This window comes from Brevibacterium sp. ZH18 (genome assembly GCF_022748595.1).
GTDB lineage: Bacteria > Actinomycetota > Actinomycetes > Actinomycetales > Brevibacteriaceae > Brevibacterium.
On the sequence record NZ_JALDSX010000024.1, the window covers coordinates 34,155 to 54,043 of the forward strand.

General features: G+C 64.7%; 17 protein-coding genes. 16 read left to right on the forward strand and 1 reads right to left on the reverse strand.

Annotated features, from left to right (window positions below):
• Positions 1-12: 12 nt before the first annotated feature.
• The 14 genes from MPN20_RS10300 (at position 13) to dapF (ending at position 15,546) form a co-directional block, all read left to right on the forward strand.
• The gene (locus MPN20_RS10300) at positions 13-1,473 is read left to right on the forward strand and encodes an FAD-linked oxidase C-terminal domain-containing protein (RefSeq protein WP_242781779.1); all 1,461 of its coding nucleotides are present in this window, start codon (positions 13-15) and stop codon (positions 1,471-1,473) included.
• Complete coding sequence (locus MPN20_RS10305) at positions 1,470-2,621, forward strand: FAD-binding oxidoreductase (RefSeq protein WP_242781781.1); 1,152 nt, start codon at positions 1,470-1,472, stop codon at positions 2,619-2,621. The genes MPN20_RS10300 and MPN20_RS10305 overlap by 4 nt, the downstream gene beginning before the upstream one ends.
• A complete protein-coding gene (locus MPN20_RS10310; RefSeq protein ID WP_242781783.1) occupies positions 2,621-4,108 on the forward strand; it encodes a heterodisulfide reductase-related iron-sulfur binding cluster in 1,488 nt (495 codons plus the stop codon). The genes MPN20_RS10305 and MPN20_RS10310 overlap by 1 nt, the downstream gene beginning before the upstream one ends.
• Positions 4,109-4,334: 226 nt before the next feature.
• A complete protein-coding gene (locus tag MPN20_RS10315; protein ID WP_347566821.1) occupies positions 4,335-7,145 on the forward strand; it encodes a DNA translocase FtsK in 2,811 nt (936 codons plus the stop codon).
• Positions 7,146-7,269: 124 nt separating this feature from the next.
• Positions 7,270-7,992 carry a CDP-diacylglycerol--glycerol-3-phosphate 3-phosphatidyltransferase gene (gene pgsA, locus MPN20_RS10320; protein ID WP_242781787.1) on the forward strand — a complete coding sequence of 241 codons (723 nt, stop codon included), beginning with the start codon at positions 7,270-7,272 and terminating at the stop codon, positions 7,990-7,992.
• A gap of 4 nt (positions 7,993-7,996) precedes the next feature.
• Positions 7,997-8,533: a CinA family protein gene (locus MPN20_RS10325; RefSeq protein WP_242781789.1), complete on the forward strand. Its 537-nt coding sequence runs from the start codon at positions 7,997-7,999 to the stop codon at positions 8,531-8,533.
• A 174-nt stretch (positions 8,534-8,707) separates the two neighbouring features.
• Positions 8,708-9,040 (forward strand): helix-turn-helix transcriptional regulator, encoded by a 333-nt coding sequence (locus MPN20_RS10330; protein WP_347566822.1) that lies wholly within the window; start codon positions 8,708-8,710, stop codon positions 9,038-9,040.
• The gene (locus MPN20_RS10335; protein WP_242781793.1) at positions 9,040-9,267 is read left to right on the forward strand and encodes a DUF3046 domain-containing protein; all 228 of its coding nucleotides are present in this window, start codon (positions 9,040-9,042) and stop codon (positions 9,265-9,267) included. The genes MPN20_RS10330 and MPN20_RS10335 overlap by 1 nt, the downstream gene beginning before the upstream one ends.
• A 238-nt stretch (positions 9,268-9,505) precedes the next feature.
• Positions 9,506-10,612 carry a recombinase RecA gene (recA, locus tag MPN20_RS10340; RefSeq protein ID WP_242781801.1) on the forward strand — a complete coding sequence of 369 codons (1,107 nt, stop codon included), beginning with the start codon at positions 9,506-9,508 and terminating at the stop codon, positions 10,610-10,612.
• 34 nt (positions 10,613-10,646) lie between these two features.
• Positions 10,647-11,429, forward strand: coding sequence for a regulatory protein RecX (locus tag MPN20_RS10345; protein ID WP_242781802.1), 783 nt, complete (start codon positions 10,647-10,649; stop codon positions 11,427-11,429).
• A gap of 39 nt (positions 11,430-11,468) precedes the next feature.
• Positions 11,469-12,965 (forward strand): tRNA (N6-isopentenyl adenosine(37)-C2)-methylthiotransferase MiaB, encoded by a 1,497-nt coding sequence (miaB, locus tag MPN20_RS10350; protein ID WP_242781803.1) that lies wholly within the window; start codon positions 11,469-11,471, stop codon positions 12,963-12,965.
• 1 nt (position 12,966) lies between these two features.
• Complete coding sequence (locus MPN20_RS10355; protein ID WP_242781805.1) at positions 12,967-13,620, forward strand: hypothetical protein; 654 nt, start codon at positions 12,967-12,969, stop codon at positions 13,618-13,620.
• Between the two features lie 12 nt (positions 13,621-13,632).
• The gene (gene miaA, locus MPN20_RS10360) at positions 13,633-14,550 is read left to right on the forward strand and encodes a tRNA (adenosine(37)-N6)-dimethylallyltransferase MiaA (protein WP_242781807.1); all 918 of its coding nucleotides are present in this window, start codon (positions 13,633-13,635) and stop codon (positions 14,548-14,550) included.
• A gap of 9 nt (positions 14,551-14,559) precedes the next feature.
• Positions 14,560-15,546: a diaminopimelate epimerase gene (dapF, locus tag MPN20_RS10365; protein WP_242781809.1), complete on the forward strand. Its 987-nt coding sequence runs from the start codon at positions 14,560-14,562 to the stop codon at positions 15,544-15,546.
• A 43-nt stretch (positions 15,547-15,589) separates the two neighbouring features.
• Here dapF and MPN20_RS10370 read toward each other — a convergent pair whose 3' ends face one another.
• Positions 15,590-16,204, reverse strand: a complete 615-nt coding sequence (locus MPN20_RS10370) for a methyltransferase (RefSeq protein WP_242781811.1) — start codon at positions 16,202-16,204, stop codon at positions 15,590-15,592.
• A 110-nt stretch (positions 16,205-16,314) separates the two neighbouring features.
• Between MPN20_RS10370 and hflX the strand changes: the two genes are divergently transcribed.
• Positions 16,315-17,790 carry a GTPase HflX gene (hflX, locus tag MPN20_RS10375; protein WP_242781819.1) on the forward strand — a complete coding sequence of 492 codons (1,476 nt, stop codon included), beginning with the start codon at positions 16,315-16,317 and terminating at the stop codon, positions 17,788-17,790.
• A complete protein-coding gene (locus MPN20_RS10380; protein WP_242781821.1) occupies positions 17,787-19,754 on the forward strand; it encodes an ATP-dependent DNA helicase in 1,968 nt (655 codons plus the stop codon). Before hflX ends, MPN20_RS10380 begins: the two co-directional genes overlap by 4 nt.
• The last annotated feature ends 135 nt before the right edge of the window (positions 19,755-19,889 follow it).

Here is a 19,889-nt window from a genome sequence, read left to right on the forward strand (position 1 = left end):
GCGGGAGTGGTCATGAACCGGATCGACGCGGTCCTCGGCCGAATCGAGCCGCATCTGGCGGCCGGTGCGATCGTCACCGACGAGACCGAGCGGCGGACCTACGAGTGCGACGGCCTGGCCGTGCATAAGACCGTTCCAGCGCTCGTCGTGCGCGTCACCTCGACCGCCGAGGTGGCCCTGACCGTGCGTGCCTGCCATGAGTTCGATGTTCCCTTCGTCGCCCGCGGTTCGGGCACAGGCCTGTCCGGAGGCGCCCAGCCGCACGCCGAGGGCGTGCTCATCGTCATGTCGACGATGCGAGACATCCTCGATATCGATCCGCTGGCCCAGCGTGCAATCGTGCAGCCAGGGGTGATCAACCTCAATCTCTCCAATGAGGCCAATCCCGACGGATACTATTTCGCCCCGGACCCCTCGAGCCAGAGCGTGTGCTCGATCGGCGGCAACGTGGCCGAGAACTCCGGTGGGGCGCACTGCCTCAAATACGGCTTCACCACCAACCACGTCACCGGCCTGACCTTGGTCACCGCACAGGGGGAGATCGTCGAGATCGGCGGCGACGCACCCGAATATCCCGGCTTCGACCTCCTCGGTGTGCTCTGCGGGTCCGAGGGAACTCTGGGCATCGTCACCGAGGTGACCGTGCGCCTGACTCGGCTGCCCGAAGCCGTGGAGACGCTGCTCATCGGCTTCGAATCGACCGACGCGGCCGGCCAGGCGGTCAGCGACATCATCTCCGCAGGCATCATGCCCGCCGCCATCGAGATGATGGACGCACTGGCCATCGAGGCCGCGGAGAAGGCGGTGGCCTGCAACTATCCGCAAGGAGCCGGAGCTGTCCTCGTCGTCGAGCTCGACGGACCGGCCATCGACGTCGAACTCGAACGGGAGACGGTCATCGCCCGTGCCCGCGATCACGGTGCCGGAGAGGTCAGGGTCGCCGTCGACGATGCCGAGCGCGGTCTGATCTGGAAGGGCCGCAAGTCCGCCTTCGCAGCGGTCGGACGCATCAGCCCCGATTACATCGTCCAGGACGGTGTGATTCCGCGGTCCAGGCTGGGCCCGGTGCTGTCCTCGATCTCCCGAATCGCCGAGGAGTGCGGCGTCAGGGTCGCCAACGTCTTCCACGCCGGCGACGGAAACCTTCACCCGCTGGTCCTCTTCGACGGCTCGAAAGAGGGACAGACCGAACTGGCAGAGACCGCCTCGGGGCGCATCCTCGACCTGTGCCTGAGCGAAGGCGGGTCGATCACCGGCGAGCACGGCGTGGGGTCGGACAAAGCGAAATTCATGCCCCGAATGTTCACGAACGAGGACCTCGACACGATGCAGATCCTGCGCTGTGCTTTCGACCCGGACCACCTGTCGAACCCCGGCAAGATCTTCCCGACGCCCCGACTCTGTGGCGAACCGCCTCGGCGGACATCGGGGGAGCACCCCCTGCAGGCGGCAGGAAAGGCGGAGCTGTTTTGACTCAGACGCTGCCCAGGCTCGTTCGCCCCGAGAGCATTGGCGAACTCTCCGAACTCGTCTCCCAGGCCCACGCCGACGGCAGGACCGTCGCGGTCTACGGCGGCGGGAGCGCCCTCGACGACCATCCGCCGGGTGACACCCCGAGCCTCCTGATCGACATGAGCGGACTCAACCGAGTGATCGAGCATTCGCCGGGGGACCTCATCATGGTCGCCGAGGCGGGGGCGAGGATCGCCGACCTTAAGGACGTCGCTGAAACCGGGGACCAGGAACTCCTCTCGGACTTTCCCGCGGATCGGGTCGATTCCGGGTCGACGTTGGGCGGCGCCATCGCCACCCGGGCCGTGGGGCCACGACGAATCGGCCGCCTGCCACTGCGCGAGGTCGTCCTCGGCATCACCGTCGTCCTCGCCGACGGCACCATCGCGAAGGCCGGGGGCAAGGTTGTGAAGAACGTGGCCGGCTACGATCTGTCGAAGCTCATGACCGGGTCCTGGGGCACGCTGGGGATCATCGCGAGTGCCGCGATCCGGCTGTATCCGAAGGCCCAGGCCCAGGGTTTCGTTGAGATTCCCGGCGCCGAGGCTGCGCTCGGAGTCCTCGGCTCCCAGGTGGCGCCGGCGGCAGTCGAAATCGACCGGTCCCCGGGTGCCCAGGCAACGACCGTCGTCATGGTCGAAGGCCTCCCTGAGTCCGTCGAGTCCCGAACCCGGCAGATCATCGAGGCCAACCCCGGCGCGAAGTCGGGCTTCGAACCGAGCTGGTGGGCACGGCGGGCTCAGGCACCTGTGACGATACGGGCCTCGGTCTCACCTGCGCTGGTGCCGGAGCTGGTGGCGCAGATCGCCCGGCTCGAGGACGCCATCGGCTATCCGATCCAGCTGCGGGGGTCCGCCATGGGAGTCTTCGATCTCGGTGTCGGCGCCCCCGACACGGACCCTGCGATCGCGACTCGCGTGGTTCTCGAACATCTGCGGACCTGGGACCGGAAGCAGCTGATTGCGACTGTGCTGTGCGCACCTCCTGCGGTGTGGGATGAGGTCGATGTCTGGGGCGACATCCCCGGGTTCGGGCTGATGCGCACGATCAAGGACCAGTTCGACCCGGACGGTCTGCTTTCACCCGGACGCGGAACTGGAGGATTGTGATGTCATGTGAGTGCGGTGGTGCAGGCGGCTGCCAAGGTGGCGCAGCGCCCAGTGAAACGACCGGACCGACACCGGCCGAAGTCACGATGGCTTCGGCCGGCCAGGCGACCATGCAGATGGCACCGCCTGCCATCGACCACTCGGCCTTCGACGTGTTCAACCCGCCGGACCCGAGTCTTATCTCCGACTGTGTCCACTGCGGATTCTGCCTTCCTGCCTGCCCCACCTATCAGTTGTGGGGCCGGGAGGAGGATTCTCCGCGCGGACGCATCTACCTGATGCAGGAGGGTCTGGAGAACGGGCCGATGAACGCTGCGATGGTCGAGCACTTCGATGCGTGCCTGGGCTGCATGGCCTGTGTGACCGCCTGCCCGTCCGGCGTCCAGTACGACAAGCTCATCGAGGCCACGCGCGGTCAGGTCGAACGCAACGGCAAGCACCACCGCAGCCGTGCAGAGAATGGCCTGCGCGAAGCGATCTTCCAGCTCTTTCCCTACCCGGACAGGCTCAAGGCGCTGCTGGGCCCGCTCAAGCTCTACCAGCGCACCGGTCTGTCCTCGCTGGTGCGGAAGTCGAAGATCCTCGAGCGGCTCTCACCCACCTTGGCGACGATGGAGGCCATCGCCCCGCCGGTGACCAGAAACGTCACGATCCCCGAGGTCAGTCTTCCGCGGACCGCCGAGGGCCAGGCCCTGCCCGTCCGGTCTCGTGTGGGGATGCTGCTGGGCTGCGTCCAGCGCACCTTCTATCCGCAGGTCAATGCCGCAACCGCGCGTGTGCTCAACATGGAGGGTTGCGAGGTCGTCGTCCCGAAGTCCCAAGGATGCTGCGGGGCCCTGTCGGTCCACGCCGGTCGTGCCGAGGAGGGGGAGGACTTCGCCCGCCGGATCGTCGACACGTTCGAGTCGGCCGAGGTCGACTACCTCGTCGTCAACTCCGCAGGATGCGGGTCGACGATGAAGGAGTATGCGGACATCCTCGCTAATGATCCCCTTTATGCCGACCGCGCCGAGGTGCTTGCCGGCAAAGTGCGGGACGTGACCGAGATCCTCGTCGAACTCGGACCCGAAGCCCCGCGCCATCCCGTGGCCGACGCTGCTGGCACCAACGGTGACCTGCGGGTGGCCTATCACGACGCCTGCCACCTCTCGCATGCCCAGGGTGTGCGCAATCCGCCGCGCGAGCTGCTCGGGCAGATCCCAGGACTCGAGATCGCACCGATCCGGGATGCGGACACGTGCTGCGGATCGGCGGGCATCTACAACCTCGTGCGGCCAGAGGCGGCCCGTGAACTCGGCGACAAGAAGGCGACGAACATCGCTGCTACCAAAGCCGACCTCGTCGTCACCGGCAACCCGGGTTGTCTGCTCCAGGTCACCGACGCTTTGCGCAGGCGTGGAGAGGACACCCTGCCGACCGCTCACACGATCGAACTCCTCGACGCCTCGCTGACCGGAGCCGGAGCCTCTGACCTGCTCTCGCGGTGAGATATCGGCCTCTTGGGGCGAGGTTTCGGCGCGCCGAACCCTGCGGATTTACTGGGCAGGACCGCATAATCGCCCTAAGATGAGAACCATGGCGACCAGAACGACTTCCCCCGCTTCTGGTACCGGGAAACGCCCAGCGCGCAAAAATGCTGGTCGCACCGGACAAGCGGGGACAGAAGACCCCGGGACAAACGTTGTCACCGGTGCGTGGAGGGGAGTGGCCCACATGGCCGGAAACCGTGCGCGAAAGACACTCAGTGACGAACCGACCGATTCACCGACGAAGAGGGACGGGTCTGCGTTCTTCCTGATCGGGCTCTCGATCATCATCGCGGCATTCGAATGGTGGAACATCCCGGGCGCGATCAGCGACATCGTCCGCAATATCGTCGAAGGCACCTTCGGCCGCGTGGCCCTGGCACTGCCGGCGATCTTCACCGGATACGCGATCCGCCTGTTCCTGCGCGGAGACGACAACCGGGGCAACAACCGGATCCTCATCGGTCTCATCTTCGCCCTCCTCGCGGCCTCCGGCCTGGCGCACATCGCCGCCGGCAATCCCAGCTTCGTGAATTCGCGAGAGGCCATGGCCAACGGCGGCGGAGCCCTCGGCTTCGTCATCTCCTCACCCTTGGTCACAGCGACCACGATCTACGTGGCAGTCCCGCTCCTGGTCCTGCTCGGCCTCTTCTCCCTGCTGGTCATCACCGCGACACCCGTACGGGCGATTCCCCAGAGACTGACGGACCTCTACCTGCGCCTGACCGGGGGAGCCCGCCCGGAGAAGACCGGCGAGGTGGATGCCGACGGCAACCCGACCGATCTCGTCGCCGACAACGCTCGGACCTCGAGCCTCAAACCCGTAATGGGCAGCAAGCGTCGGAGCCGGAAGAAGAAGACCGAGATCCCCGGGGTCGACTCCCCATCATCGGTTGACGACGATATCGCGGACAAGGCCTACGACAAGGCCTACATCCACGAGAACGACGTCAGCGACGAAGAGGCCGACACGACGGTCATCGAAACCGAGCCGAAGTTCAAGCCCGGCGAACGTCGCCCGACCAAGGCCGAGCGGGAGACCGCAGCGCTGAAGAAGACCATCGGGATGGACGACGACGCCGCCACGGTGGCGCACAAGCCCAAGCCGGGTGCCGCCTCGGCGCCTGTTCCCGCGACGAGCAACCCGGCGCCCCCACCGACCGAGCAGCTGCCCGAACGCGTGGAGCAGCTGACCTTGGCCGGGGACGTCACCTACACGCTGCCCGCCTCGGACAACCTTCTGCCCGGTCCTCCTGCGAAGGAGCGCTCCGAGGCCAACGACAGGGTCGTCGAGGCCCTGCGCGACGTGCTCGACCAGTTCAAGATCGACGCCCAGGTCACCGGCTTCTCGCGGGGACCAACGGTCACCCGCTACGAGGTGGAGCTGGGCGCCGGCACGAAGGTCGAGAAAGTCACGGCGCTGTCCAAGAACATTGCCTACGCGGTGGCCAGCGCCGATGTCCGCATCCTCTCGCCGATCCCCGGCAAGAAGGCCATCGGCATCGAGATTCCGAACTCCGACCGTGAGAACGTTGCCCTCGGCGATGTGCTGCGGTCGAAGGCCGCGCGCAAAACCGAGCACCCGATGGTCATGGGTGTGGGCAAGGACGTCGAGGGCGGATTCGTCGTCGCTGACCTGTCGAAGATGCCTCACCTCCTGGTCGCCGGTGCCACCGGTGCCGGTAAGTCGAGCTTCGTGAACTCCATGATCACCTCGATCATGATGCGTGCCACGCCCGACGAGGTGCGCATGATCCTCGTCGACCCCAAGCGCGTGGAGCTGACGATCTATGAAGGCATCCCGCACCTGATCACCCCGATCATCACGAACCCGAAGAAAGCCGCCGAGGCGCTCGAATGGGTCGTGCGTGAGATGGACGCCCGCTACGACGACCTCGCGAACTTCGGGTTCAAGCACATCAAGGAATTCAACAAGGCCGTCCGCGAGGGACGCGTCCAGGTTCCGGCGGGATCGGAGCGCGTGCTCCAGCCCTACCCGTACCTGCTGGTCGTCGTCGACGAGCTCGCCGACCTGATGATGGTCGCCCCGCGCGACGTCGAGGCGTCGATCCAGCGCATCACCCAGCTGGCCCGTGCGGCCGGTATCCACCTGGTGCTCGCCACACAGCGCCCCAGCGTCGACGTCGTCACCGGTCTGATCAAGGCCAACGTGCCCTCGCGCCTGGCGTTCGCGACCTCATCGCTGGCCGACTCGCGAGTCGTGCTCGACCAGCCTGGTGCTGAGAAGCTCATCGGTCAGGGTGACGCCCTGTTCCTGCCCATGGGGGCGGCGAAGCCGATGCGCGTCCAGGGTGCCTGGGTCAACGAGTCCGAGATCGAGAAGGTCGTCGACCACGTCAAAGGTCAGCTCAAGCCGAACTACCGCGAAGACGTCGCGGTCGAGAAGCCGACGAAGCAGATCGACGAGGAGATCGGCGACGACCTCGAGCTGCTGCTTCAGGCCGCCGAGCAGGTGGTCACCACACAGTTCGGGTCGACCTCGATGCTCCAGCGCAAGCTGCGCGTCGGATTCGCCAAGGCCGGTCGACTCATGGACCTCATGGAATCGCGCGGAATCGTCGGACCCTCCGAGGGTTCGAAGGCCCGCGACGTCCTGGTCCGTCCGGAAGACCTTCCCGGAACACTCGCCATCATCAAGGGCGAGACGCCTCCGGACGACTCGCCGGACCAGGCACCGACTCCGGGCGGCGCTGGTCAGGCGGATGGCTCCGGACGTCAGGGCAGGACCGACGGCTATGCGGTCTCCGCTGCCGGTGACTTCGACGAGGAGTTCGAAGACTTCGGCGCATCGAGCGCAACGCCTGTTCCGCAGGCCTCCGGACAACAGGCTGCGGGTTCGCAGTCCGGGTATACGGACCGCTATGCCACCGGGGTCGGCCATGCCGCTGACCTCGACGTCGGAGGCGTCGACCCGGAGACAGGACTCGAGGTCGTCGAGGCCAGCGGCGAGGATGCCTGGGAGCTCACCGGACACTGAGTGCAGACGAGCCGGCGTCAGCGCCGGACATGCGTGAGGCGTGGAGTCGACTGCTGGAGACGGCAGGTCGGCTCCACGCCTTTCTCATGCCGCCTTTCACATGTCACTCGGATAGGCTTGAGTGGTGAGTGATCGAGCAGACAACAGCCCTACAGGACAGGTCGCGGCCGAGCCGAGTCCCTGGAACCTTCCCAACGCCCTGACAGTCGTGCGCATTCTGCTCGTGCCTGTCTTCCTCATCCTGCTCCTGGCCGATGGGGGACAGGACATGACCACGAGGTGGTGGGCGCTGGGCGTCTTCCTGCTCGCCATGGCCACGGACAAGCTCGATGGGGATCTTGCCCGCAAATACAATCTCGTGACGAACTTCGGCAAGATCGCCGACCCGATCGCGGACAAATCGCTCATGGCCGCCGCGCTCATCGGCCTGGCCATCATTGCGGAGATCCCCTGGTGGGTCCCCGTCATCATCCTTGTTCGCGAGCTCGGCATCACGGTGCTGCGATTCTTCATGATCCGCATCGCCGTGATGCCCGCCTCGCGCGGCGGCAAGATCAAGACCGTCGTGCAGACCGTGGCGATCGGTCTGTTCCTGCTCCTGCGTCCGCTGGCCCACATCGTCCCCGAGGCAGTGACCTTCGTCGTCCTCATCCTCGCGTGGCTGATCATGGCCGCCGCGATCGTCATCACCGTCGTGACCGGCATCGACTACTGTCTCCAGGCGGCGAAGCTCGCCAAGGACTCACACGCGGGGGAGTCCTCCGGGAATCGCAATGGCCCGGCTGACGGCCAGGCAGGCAGCGGTCCGGTCGGTGGCAGCGGTCCGGTCGATCCGCACACTCGGTGAGCCGATGAGTGATCCCGAACTCTTCACGCTCAGCCAGCACGTCATCAGCACCTGCACTCGGATGGGCCTCTCTCTCGCCTCGGCGGAATCGCTGACCGGAGGACGATTCGTCGCCAGCCTCGTCGACGTCCCAGGAGCTTCAGCAGTCGTGCGCGGTGGACTGGTCACGTACGCGACCGACCTCAAGTCCAGCCTCGCCGGTGTCGATGCCGATCATCTTGAGGAGACCGGCCCGGTCGATCCGGTCGTCGCCGCACAGATGGCGGCCGGAGCTGCGCGGAAGTGCGTTGCGGACATCGGCGTCTCCTGCACCGGTGTGGCAGGACCCGATCCCCAGGACGGCAAGGACGTCGGTCTCGTCTACACCGCCATCGCCTTTGCCGGGAAGGCCAAGGTCTTCGAGCATCGGTTCTCCGGCGACAGAGAAGCAATCCGCAGCGCCACCGTGTCCGCGATGTTGACGAACCTCGACGAATTCGTCACCCATCTGACGTTCGGTGCTGGTGGAGACGCCGACGCCGCGGGAGCCCCGACGGAATAAGTTCGATGCTGGGGCGGTTGACCGAGTGATGACACTTGGACGAACACGGACCAGTTCCTTCGAATGGACTGGCAAAACCGACAGGCAAGGCACCCAGGTTGGCGCTCGGTCGCGACCGGGCTGTAAAGTTGAGGCAACGATCAAGACGGTTCGCGCAGACAAAGGGAGGGACACATCATGTTACTGAGAGTAGAAATCGGTGACGCACTTCGTTCCGCCCGCCGCCGCCAGGGCCGCACGCTCCGCGATGTCTCCATGGGAGCCAGCGTCTCGTTGGGGTACCTCAGCGAGATCGAACGCGGACAGAAGGAAGCTTCCTCAGAGCTGCTCTCGGCCATCTGCGAAGCGCTCGATCTGCCGCTGTCGTCTCTGCTGACCGCAGTCTCCGACCGCTTCGCGCTCGAAGAGGGTGTCCAGATTCCGGATACCATCCCGCAGGAGCTCTCGGATAAGATCTTGGGTCGCCGTGGCGGATATTCCGCACCGCGCCTGGCCGCCAAACCCTGATGCGCCACACTCTTTACTGGATCCTCATGAACGAGGAATTCGGCGAGGCTCGAGCAGCATCCCTGCATACCGACCTGGCTCTGAGCAGCCTGGGTTCGCGCACCGCCGAAGAGGCCTTCGCAGCAGGTATCGAACCTCGCGACATCTGGACTGCCGTCTGCGACGCGAGCGGAGTGCCCGAGTCACGCCGCCTCGGCAAAGAGAAGCCGCGCTCCAGACCGTTCTAGCTCCAGGCTGTTTTAGCTCCGGGCTGACTGGCGGCTTCATCGCCTCAGGCGTGGCCGAGGACGCGACACGCGCCGATATATAGAACACTTGTTCCCATGTCGGTTATGCTGGTAATGATTCACGGGACCTGTGATCATGAGTGGCTGGTTATCCACGGGGGAATGCGTTCCTCTGTCGTTATGTCAGTGCCATCTTCTAGCCTTGGTCTCAAAGGAAAACGACACTTTAGGAGAGATCATGGCTCGTACACCCAAGAACCTGCAGATCCCAACCGGCGGCGACCGCTCGAAGGCGCTCGACGCCGCGCTGGGGCAGATCGACCGCAACTACGGCAAGGGCGCGATCATGCGCCTTGGCGACGGAATCCGCGAGCCGATCGCCTGCATTCCGACCGGTTCGATCGCCCTCGACATCGCTTTGGGCATCGGCGGTCTGCCGCGCGGTCGCGTCGTTGAGATCTACGGACCGGAATCATCCGGTAAGACGACGGTTGCCCTGCACGCTGTCGCGAACGCGCAGAAAGCCGGCGGAATCGCAGCCTTCATCGATGCTGAGCACGCTCTCGATCCCGACTACGCGGCGAAGCTGGGAGTCGACACCGACCAGCTGCTCGTGTCACAGCCGGACACCGGTGAGCAGGCCCTCGAGATCGCCGACATGCTCATCCGCTCAGGCGCACTCGATGTCATCGTCATCGACTCGGTCGCGGCGCTCGTGCCGAAGGCCGAAATCGAAGGCGAGATGGGCGACAGCCACGTCGGCCTCCAGGCTCGACTGATGTCGCAGGCGCTGCGCAAGATCACAGGTGCTCTGGCGCAGTCTAAGACCACCGCGATTTTCATCAACCAGCTGCGTGAGAAGGTCGGCGTCTTCTTCGGATCACCCGAGACGACCTCGGGCGGCAAGGCCCTGAAGTTCTACGCCTCGGTGCGCATCGACGTCCGTCGCATCGAGACCCTGAAAGAGGGTCAGGACGCGGTCGGCAACAGGACTCGCGCCAAGATCGTCAAGAATAAGATCGCGCCACCGTTCAAGCAGGCCGAGTTCGATATTCTCTACGGCCACGGAATCTCCCGCGAAGGCAGCCTCATCGATATGGGCGTTGACAACGGGATCATTCGCAAATCCGGCTCATGGTTCACCTACGACGGGGACCAGCTCGGACAGGGCAAGGAGAAGGTGCGAACCTTCCTCTGCGACAACCCAGGCCTGGCTGAGGAGATCGAGCTCAAGATCAAGCACAAGATGGGCCTGATCAAGGTCGACGAGCCCGAAGCCGACGCTGAGGCAGCAGGGGACGCAACCGCCGAGACACCACAGTCGAATGACGTCGAAGTCTCCTGACCGCCAGGACTGTGAGAGTGGACCCGTCGAGTCGATGCCCGTGAATCGCGACTCGGCGGGTCCGCCTGCGCAGGCAGACCAACTCACCGAACTCCGTCAGGCCATCGACGAGATCGATCAACGGCACGCGGACGGGGAATCCGGCTTCTTCAGCCTCCAGTCGGATCCCGACCTCGATTCCGGCTCGGGCTCCGACTCGGGTTCCGGCGCACGTTCTCGTTCGAGGCGGTTGTCAGCCTCAACTGCGGATGCAGCCGGCGATACGTCGTCCGGTAACGAGACACTGTCCGATGACGTGCCGTCATTCGCGGATGCACTGTCGTTCGACACTGACGGCGATGACGAAGAGCCCGACTACGACACGTCGTATGCGAAGGCGAAGAAGACGGCCATGAACATGCTGGCCATGCGTGACCATGCGAGTGCAGAACTGCGCGAGAAACTGATCAAGCGCGACTACCTTTCCGATGCTGTCGACGATCTCATCGCGAAGCTGCAGAAGTCCAAACTGCTCAATGACGAAGAGTTCGCTCACCGGTATGTCCGCGCTCACCGCGAGCGGCGCAAACTCTCCCGCTCCGTGCTCAAACGTGAGCTGAAGAAGAGGGGCATTTCGCCAGAACTCATCTCTGACGCCGTCGACGAGGTCGACGGTGAGGAAGACCTGGCCCGTCAGGTTGCAGAGAAGAAGGCCGCCTCGACCCGGCAGCTCGATTATGAGGTGCGCGAACGCCGCATCCTCGGTATGCTCGCCCGCCGCGGTTTCTCCTCCTCGATCTGTATCAAGGTCACCCGCGAAGTACTCGCCGAGGACTGAGGCCTCGAAACTCCGCTGAGCGGATAGAATGATGGCGCCATGACTGAACTGATTGACTCACCGACCTCGACCGAGAACACGCAGCGCAGCTACGAGGTCAAGACCTACGGCTGCCAGATGAACGTGCACGACTCCGAACGTCTATCCGGACTCCTCGACGATGCGGGCTACGTGCCCGCTGCCAGCGACGACCAGGCCGATGTCGTCGTGTTCAACACGTGTGCCGTGCGAGAGAACGCGGACAACCGCCTCTACGGCAACCTGGGTCAGCTCGCCCACGTCAAGGAGCGCAATCCCAACTTCCAGATCGCTGTCGGCGGATGCATGGCGCAGAAGGACCGCGACACGATCGTCAAGAAGGCTCCATGGGTCGATGTCGTCTTCGGCACACACAACATGGGTTCCCTGCCGGCGCTGCTCGAACGGGCCCGGCACAACCAGGAGGCCCAAGTCGAGATCCTCGAAAGCCTCGACGTGTTCCCCTCGACCCTGCCGAGTCGACGCGAATCACAGCACTCCGGCTGGGTCTCGATCTCTGTCGGATGCAATAACTCTTGCACGTTCTGCATCGTGCCCAGTCTCCGCGGCAAGGAGAAGGACCGCAGGCCCGGCGACATACTTGCCGAGGTCGAAGCACTGGTGGCCGACGGCGTCGTCGAAGTCACGCTGCTGGGTCAGAACGTCAACTCCTACGGTGCGGAATTCAGAGACAAAGGCGCATTCGCCAAGCTCCTGCGTGCCGTGGGAAAAGTGGAGGGAATCGAACGCGTCCGCTTCACGAGCCCGCACCCGGCTTCGTTCTCCAACGACGTCATCGACGCGATGGCTGAGACGCCGACAGTGATGCCGCAGCTGCACATGCCGCTGCAGTCTGGCTCGGACTCCATCCTCAAGGCCATGCGCCGCTCCTACCGCACGAGCCGTTTCATGCGCATCCTCGACAACGTCCGTGAGCGCATCCCCAACGCCGCCATCACCACCGACATCATCGTCGGCTTCCCCGGTGAGACCGAAGAGGACTTCCAAGGCACGATGGACATCGTCCGTCGCGCCCGGTTCTCCCAAGCATTCACCTTCCAGTACTCGATCCGCCCGGGCACTCCGGCGGCGACGATGGACGATCAGATCCCCAAAGAGGTCGTGCAGGAGCGATTCGAACGGCTCACCGCCCTCCAGGACGAGATCGCCTGGGAGGAGAACACCGCGCAGATCGGCCGTGAGGTTGAAGTGCTCGTCACGACTCTGCCCCACGACGACTCGCCTCGGCTCACCGGCCGCTCGGCCGACAACAGGCTCGTCCACGTCGGCATCCCCGAAGGAGAGTCGCTCCCACGCCCCGGCGATTTCGTCACCGCCACTGTGACCGAGGCCAAGCCCTACTTCCTCCTCGCCGATTCCGGATTCGCGCTCCGTCGATCGCGTGCCGGCGACGCATATGACAGGGCACAGGCCGACAGCTGCGGCATCCCTGCCCCGGGTCAGAGCGCAGGCGGTTCCACGAACCTGGGAATGCCGACGCTCCGCCCCCGCGGCTGAGATGGGATCATTTGCCATCATCCCTGCGGCTCCCGTTCTGCTGCACGACATCGACCGCAGTGAGACGTCCAGGACCGCTGAACTGCGCTCGGCGATCGAGGATGTTCTCCGTCGGCGCCCGGATTGGGCTCTGCCCATCGAAGCACTTCCTCCAGTTGCTGGTCTGGGCGGCCTGGGCATCGACCGCGGCATCGAGGCTCGCACTGGGCTACGGCTCGATGGTCAGGCATGGGTGGAGGCCGTGAATGCCCTCAGCGCTGCTGATCGTGAGACCAGCGAAAAGGCCCATCCGGGCGTGGCTGTGGCATATCTGCATGCCGATGCCGCCGGAGTACGGCTTGGGCCCCTGGGCAGCAGTGAGAACCTGCTGATCCCGATCGACCTCTCCGTGGCAGCCTCCGAGGATGCGCCGCTGGCTCCTGTGCCCGGCGCGGCTGAGGCCGAGGAGAAGCTCATCGCGGCGCTGAGGGCCGGCGACCCGCGCGGCGTGCTCCAGGCAGCGGCAACCGGTCACGAGGTCCACGCTGATCTCACACTCCTCGAATCCGCAGCCCGACAGCTTCTGGAGTCGGACACCGACTTCGGCGGTTTCGACGTCGTCTTTGACGTAGATCTGCATGAAGTTCGCTCGCTGTGCGCAGCCGGAACGTACTGAAAGGGGCATCCGATGAGCGCGAACGAACCGGTCATCACCATTGTCGGGTCGACTGCGACCGGCAAATCCGAGCTTGCCCTCGACCTAGCCGAGCGCCTCGGCGGGGAGATCATCAACACGGATTCGATGCAGTTCTATCGAGGCATGGACATTGGGACTGCCAAGCTGCCGCTCTCCGAGCGCCGCGGCATTCCGCATCACCTCATCGACATCCTCGACGTGACCGATGACGCGAATGTCCAGACCTTTCAGACTCAGGCGCGGGAGGCGATCGTGGACATCCGATCCCGTGGACGTCGTCCGATCCTCGTGGGCGGTTCGGGCCTCTACGCGCGGGCCGCGACCGATCACATGGAGTTCCCCGGCACCGATGCGCAGGTGCGTGCACGCCTCGAAGGGGAGGTTGAGGCAGACCGCTGGGCTCAGCATCGCCGCCTGCAGGACCTCGACCCTGCAGCCGCAGAGAAGATCACGCCGAACGATCAGCGCCGCATCGTCAGGGCGCTTGAGGTCATCGAGATCACCGGCAGGCCCTTCAGTGCTCAGCTGCCCGACTATCAGGAGATCGAGCCCACGATCCACCTCGGACTCAGCGTCGACCGCGCGACGCTGCATGCTCGGGTGGCCGACCGGGTCCACACGATGTGGCGCCAAGGGTGGGTCGATGAAGTCATCAGACTCCTCGACAGAGGCCTCGCCCACGGTCGGACAGCATCGCGGGCGATCGGATACGCCCAGATCCAGGACTTCCTGGCAGGCAAGGTCGATCAGGAATCTGCGCAGGAACAGACGATCATCAGGACGCGTCAGTTCGCGAGGCGGCAGGACACCTGGTTCCGCCGTGACCCGCGCATCGCCTGGATCGATGCCAGTGCTGGCGACCCCGAGTCGAACTTCGTCCATGCGTTCACCATCATCGACGGCCGATAGGATAGTTTCATGAGCACTTCCGAATCTCCATTCGCAGCCATTGCCGACACCGCCTTCTTCAAAGGGCACGGCACACAGAACGACTTCGTGCTGCTGAGCGACGATGACAGTGCGTTGGAGATGCACCCTGAAACCGTCGCACTCCTGGCCGATCGTCGCACCGGCCTCGGCGGCGACGGCATCATCCGGATCGTGCGCTCGGCGGCCAGCGGAATCCCCGGCGCACTCGAGCAGGCAGAAGCCGGTGCAGAGTGGTTCATGGACTACTACAACAACGACGGCAGCCTGTCAGAGATGTGCGGCAACGGCGTTCGCGTCTTCGCCCATGCGCTGGTGGAGACCGGGCGCGTGCCCGCCGACGCCGGCGAGATCAGAGTCGGCACTCGAGACGGAATCAAAGTCGTCCGCACGACTCTCAACCCGGCACTCGGAGTGCAGACCGGCGACGGTGTCGCAAGCGGACGAACAGGCCCTGGCTCTGCCGCCGACGCCTGGTACACGGTCGATATGGGCCGGTGGGCGCTGGACGACGGTGACGCGGTCCTCGTCACCACCTCGGGCATCGAGGTGGCACGACCCGGCCTCAACGTCGACACGGGCAACCCGCACACGGTCGTCGCCCTTGCCGAAGTCGGTGAGCTCGAAGCAGCCGAACTACGAGACGCACCGGTCCTCGACCCAGTACCCGCCCACGGTGCCAACGTCGAATACATCGTCATGGAACCGGCTCGCAGCGATGTGTCCGGGGGAGAGGGCGCCCTGCGTATGCGTGTGTTCGAACGCGGCGTCGGAGAGACTCGCTCCTGCGGCACAGGCGCCTGCGCAGCCGCCATCGCTGCGCACCATTGGGCAGGGCCCCAGTCGCCTCTGCAGTGGCGAGTCGACGTCCCAGGCGGTCAGCTGCGGATCGGAATCACCCCGGATGAGGACGGCACCCACGGCAACGTCACGCTGTCGGGTCCAGCCGTGCTTGTCGCTGCCGGCACAATCAGCTAAGCGGGCTCTCGCGCACGATCAGCTGAGCTGCCCGACTCAGTCGTCAGTCGCGGTGGACGGTGAGTACTCGGTAGCCCTTCGACGATCCGGTGCGGACCACGTCGAAGCCCTCGCCGAGGGTGTCGATCAGCCACGTGTGCAGCGAATCGGCGCCGAGGTTCTTCGATACCACCAGATCGGCTCGGCCTCCAGGAGCCAGCCGGGGAATCCAGGTGGTCAGCAGGTCGTGGAGGGCTTCTTTGCCCACGCGGATCGGCGGGTTCGAACGAATCGTTTGGAATTCGAGGTCAGCAGGAATCTCTGCCGCGGTGACTGGGCTAATCGACGACAGACCCAGTCGCTGGGCATTCTTACGGGTGGTGTCCAGGGACCGGGAGTTGACGTCGAGTGCCCAGACCCGCACATCCACCTCGGTGTCCTTGGCCTCGAGTGCAGCGTCCAAAGCGATCGGACCCCAGCCGCACCCCAGATCGAGGAGATCGCCGGGCTCGGGAGCTGGCAGATGTCGCAGGAGGACCGCGGTTCCCAGGTCCAGGCGAGTGGGCGAAAACGTGCCCGACGCGGTTTCGACGGTGACCTGATGGCCGGCGAGCTCGAGTGAGAGTTCACGGGTCTTCGCGTCGCTGGTCGGGGATTCGGTGAAATAGTGCTCTGACACCGTTACAGTTTAGACGGCTGTGGGAGAATTGATGGACACCGCTCAAATCTGAGCGGAAACTCGCCGCTTGACAGGAATGCCGCGGCGGGTGAAAGCGAACAAAGGAATGAATGACGTCCACTGATAAAGAGCGTCGGGACGCAATGCTCGACCGCGTCCTCGCACGAGGTGCCCAGGCCTTGGGTACCAACGATTCACAAGTCGATGACGACTCACAGTTCGATCTGGCAGAGCGAGCGGCTCTCACTCGAGTCGCCGGTCTGTCCACTGAGCTCGAAGATGTCACCGAGGTCGAATACCGCCAGATCAGGCTCGAGAGAGTCGTCCTCGCCGGTCTGTGGAACACCACTTTGGCTGAAGCCGAGAACTCGATCAGGGAGCTCGCGGCACTCGCTGAGACCGCCGGCTCTGAGGTCCTCGACGCCATCGTGCAACGTCGCGAGAACCCGGACCCCGGAACGTACCTGGGCAAGGGCAAAGCGGCAGAGCTTGCTGAGATCGTCGCGTCCGTCGGCGCGGACACCGTGATCATCGACTCCGAACTCGCGCCCAGCCAGCGACGCGGGCTCGAGGACGTCATCAAGGTCAAGGTCGTCGATCGCGTGGCGCTCATCCTTGATATCTTCGCCCAGCATGCGAAGTCACGAGAGGGCAAAGCTCAGGTCGAGCTGGCCCAGCTCGAATATCTGCTCCCGCGCCTGCGCGGCTGGGGCGAATCGTTGTCCCGTCAGGCTGGCGGCCGCGTCGCCGGCGGTGCCGGAATCGGCTCACGCGGTCCAGGCGAGACGAAGATCGAACTCGATCGGCGGCGAATCCGCGCGAGAATGTCGAAGCTGCGCAAGCAGATCACCGCGATGGCACCCTCGCGCACGACGAAACGGAAGAACCGCGCCCGCAACCACATCCCGTCGGTGGCGATCGTCGGGTACACGAACGCGGGCAAGTCCTCCCTCCTCAACCGGCTCACCGACGCCGAGGTGATGGTTCAGAATGCGCTGTTCGCGACCCTTGACCCCACGGTCAGGCAGTCCCGGACCGCTGACGGCATCACCTTCACCTATACCGACACCGTCGGTTTCGTGCGCAACCTTCCGCACCAGCTGGTCGAAGCCTTCCGTTCGACCTTGGAAGAGGCCTCGGATTCGGATCTGCTTCTCCACGTCGTCGATGCCTCTCACCCCGATCCGCACGGACAGATCGCTGCGGTCAGGGAAGTGCTCAAAGAGGTCGAGACCGGAGATATCCCCGAGCTGCTCGTCTTCAACAAGACGGACATCGCCGAGGAAGCTGTGGTCACCGGTCTGCGCGCCGAGTACCCCCATGCGGCGTTCGTCTCGGCGTACACCAAGGACGGCATCACCGGTCTCGTCGAGACCATCGAAGACATGCTCCCGTCGCCGAATATCGAGATCACGGTGCTCGTTCCCTACGAACGCGGCGACCTGGTGTCGAAGATCTATGCCCTGGGCACGGTCGAACACGAAGAGCACAGCCTCGGTGGCACAGGTATGCAGGCGAAGGTCCCAGCGGACCTGGCGGCAGAACTTGAGGAATTCCGACGTCCGGACCTGGTTTTCGACGAGTGAGCTCGGTCGAAGACCTGCTCGAATCCGCCGTCGGTGCCATCGGCGGTTCGACCAGACAAGGTCAGTCGGACATGGCCCAAGCGGTCGCCTCGGCGGTGGACAAGAAGATCCATCTGCTCGTCCAGGCGGGAACGGGCACCGGAAAGTCGTTGGCCTACCTGGTCCCGGCCGCCGAGTACGCCAGCCGTACCGGCGGGCGGGTGATCGTCTCGACAGCCACCTTGGCACTGCAGACGCAGATCATCCATCGAGACCTTCCACGCCTGTTCAAAGCCGTGAAGAAGACCCTGGATCCACTTCCACGTGCCGCTCTGCTCAAGGGGCGACGCAACTATGTCTGCAAGCACAAGCTCTCCGGCGGGTATCCCGACGAGGGGGAGGGCATGCTCTTCGACCTCGGGGCCGATGCGGAAGCGGGACGAAAGCCCACTGACCGCTCGGGGCTGGGCGATGAGATCCAACGAATCCGCACGTGGGAGAAGACGACGGAGACCGGCGACCGCGATGACTTGCTGCCCGGTGTCAGCGACCGAGCCTGGTCGCACGTCTCAGTGAACTCCTTCGACTGCCTGGGATCGAACTGTCCGCTCTACACCGAATGCTTCGCAGAGTTGGCGCGCAACAACGCGGCCGAGGCCGACATCGTCGTGACCAACCACGCGCTCCTGGCCATCGACGCCTTCGGGGAGAGCAACGTGCTGCCCGAACACGACGTCATCATCATCGACGAGGCCCACGAGCTCAAGGACAGAGTCACGAGTGCGCTGTCGGGCCAGCTCAACACCAGCATGCTGTCTGCGGCCACCAGCTCGGTGCGCAAACACACGATCGTCCAAGACGGTGTCGTTGCGCTCCTCGATTCCGCCGGCGCCGCACTGGAGCGCGCGCTCAGCGGCATCAGTGAGGGTCTCATCCTGACGATGAGCGAGACACTGGGGCTGGCTGTGGCACAGATCCGTGACTCGTCCCGGCAGATCATCAACGACATCGGCGGCAAGACTGAGGACTCGGACGCCGGGCGACAGATGGCGAAGGCTCGCTGTCAGGAGATCTTCGAACTCGCCGAGCGGTTCTGTGATCCGGGCAAGAACGACGTCATCTGGGTGAGCCGGAATACGTTTCGGGAGAAGGAGACGACGAACCTCGTCGTCGCTCCCTTGAGCGTGGCCGGGACAATGCGTTCGGGTATCTTCGTGGAGTCGACAGTCGTGGCCACCTCGGCGACGCTGTCGTTGGGCGGAAACTTCGACGCTGTCGCCGCTTCGCTGGGACTCTTCGGACCCGATGCGCCGAAATGGGACAGCCTCGATGTCGGATCGCCGTTCGATTACGGCAAGCAGGGCATTCTCTACGTGGCAGCCCACCTGCCGCGGCCCGGTCGCAGCGGTTTGAGCGAACAGGCCCTCGACGAACTCGTGGAGCTGGTCACAGCCTCCGGCGGGGGAGCACTCGGACTGTTCTCCTCCCGTGCTGCCGCGACTGCAGCGGCCGAGCATCTGCGCACGAAACTCAACCTTCCGATCCTCCTGCAGGGAGATGACGGACTGCCGTCCCTGGTCTCTCAGTTCACCGCCGATGACGAAGCATGCCTGTTCGGAACCATGTCGTTGTGGCAGGGAGTCGACGTGCCGGGAAGGACGAATCGCCTCGTCATCATCGACAGACTCCCGTTCCCGCGTCCCGATGATCCTCTGATGCAGGCTCGGTCACGCGACGCCGACAACCGGGGTGTCAATGGATTCATGGCCGTGAGTGCCACACACGCCGCGCTGCGGTTGGCGCAGGGAGCCGGTCGCCTGATTCGAACAACGTCGGATAGGGGAGTCGTTGCCGTGCTCGACTCCCGGCTGCGCTCGGCTCGTTATGCCGGGTACCTCGTGAACTCCATGCCGAACATGTGGCCGACCACGGATTCGGCTCTTGTGAAGGCCAGCCTCGGACGGTTGGCCACCAAGCCGGAGTGAGTCACCGGGCAGGACCGAGACATTAGCCAGGACCGAGACGTAGGGCGGAGTGTGACGTCGGCCGGAGTGAGATGTCGGCCGCAACGATCCACCAGCAGAAAAACAGTGTGCCCACGATCGACAACGATCGTGGGC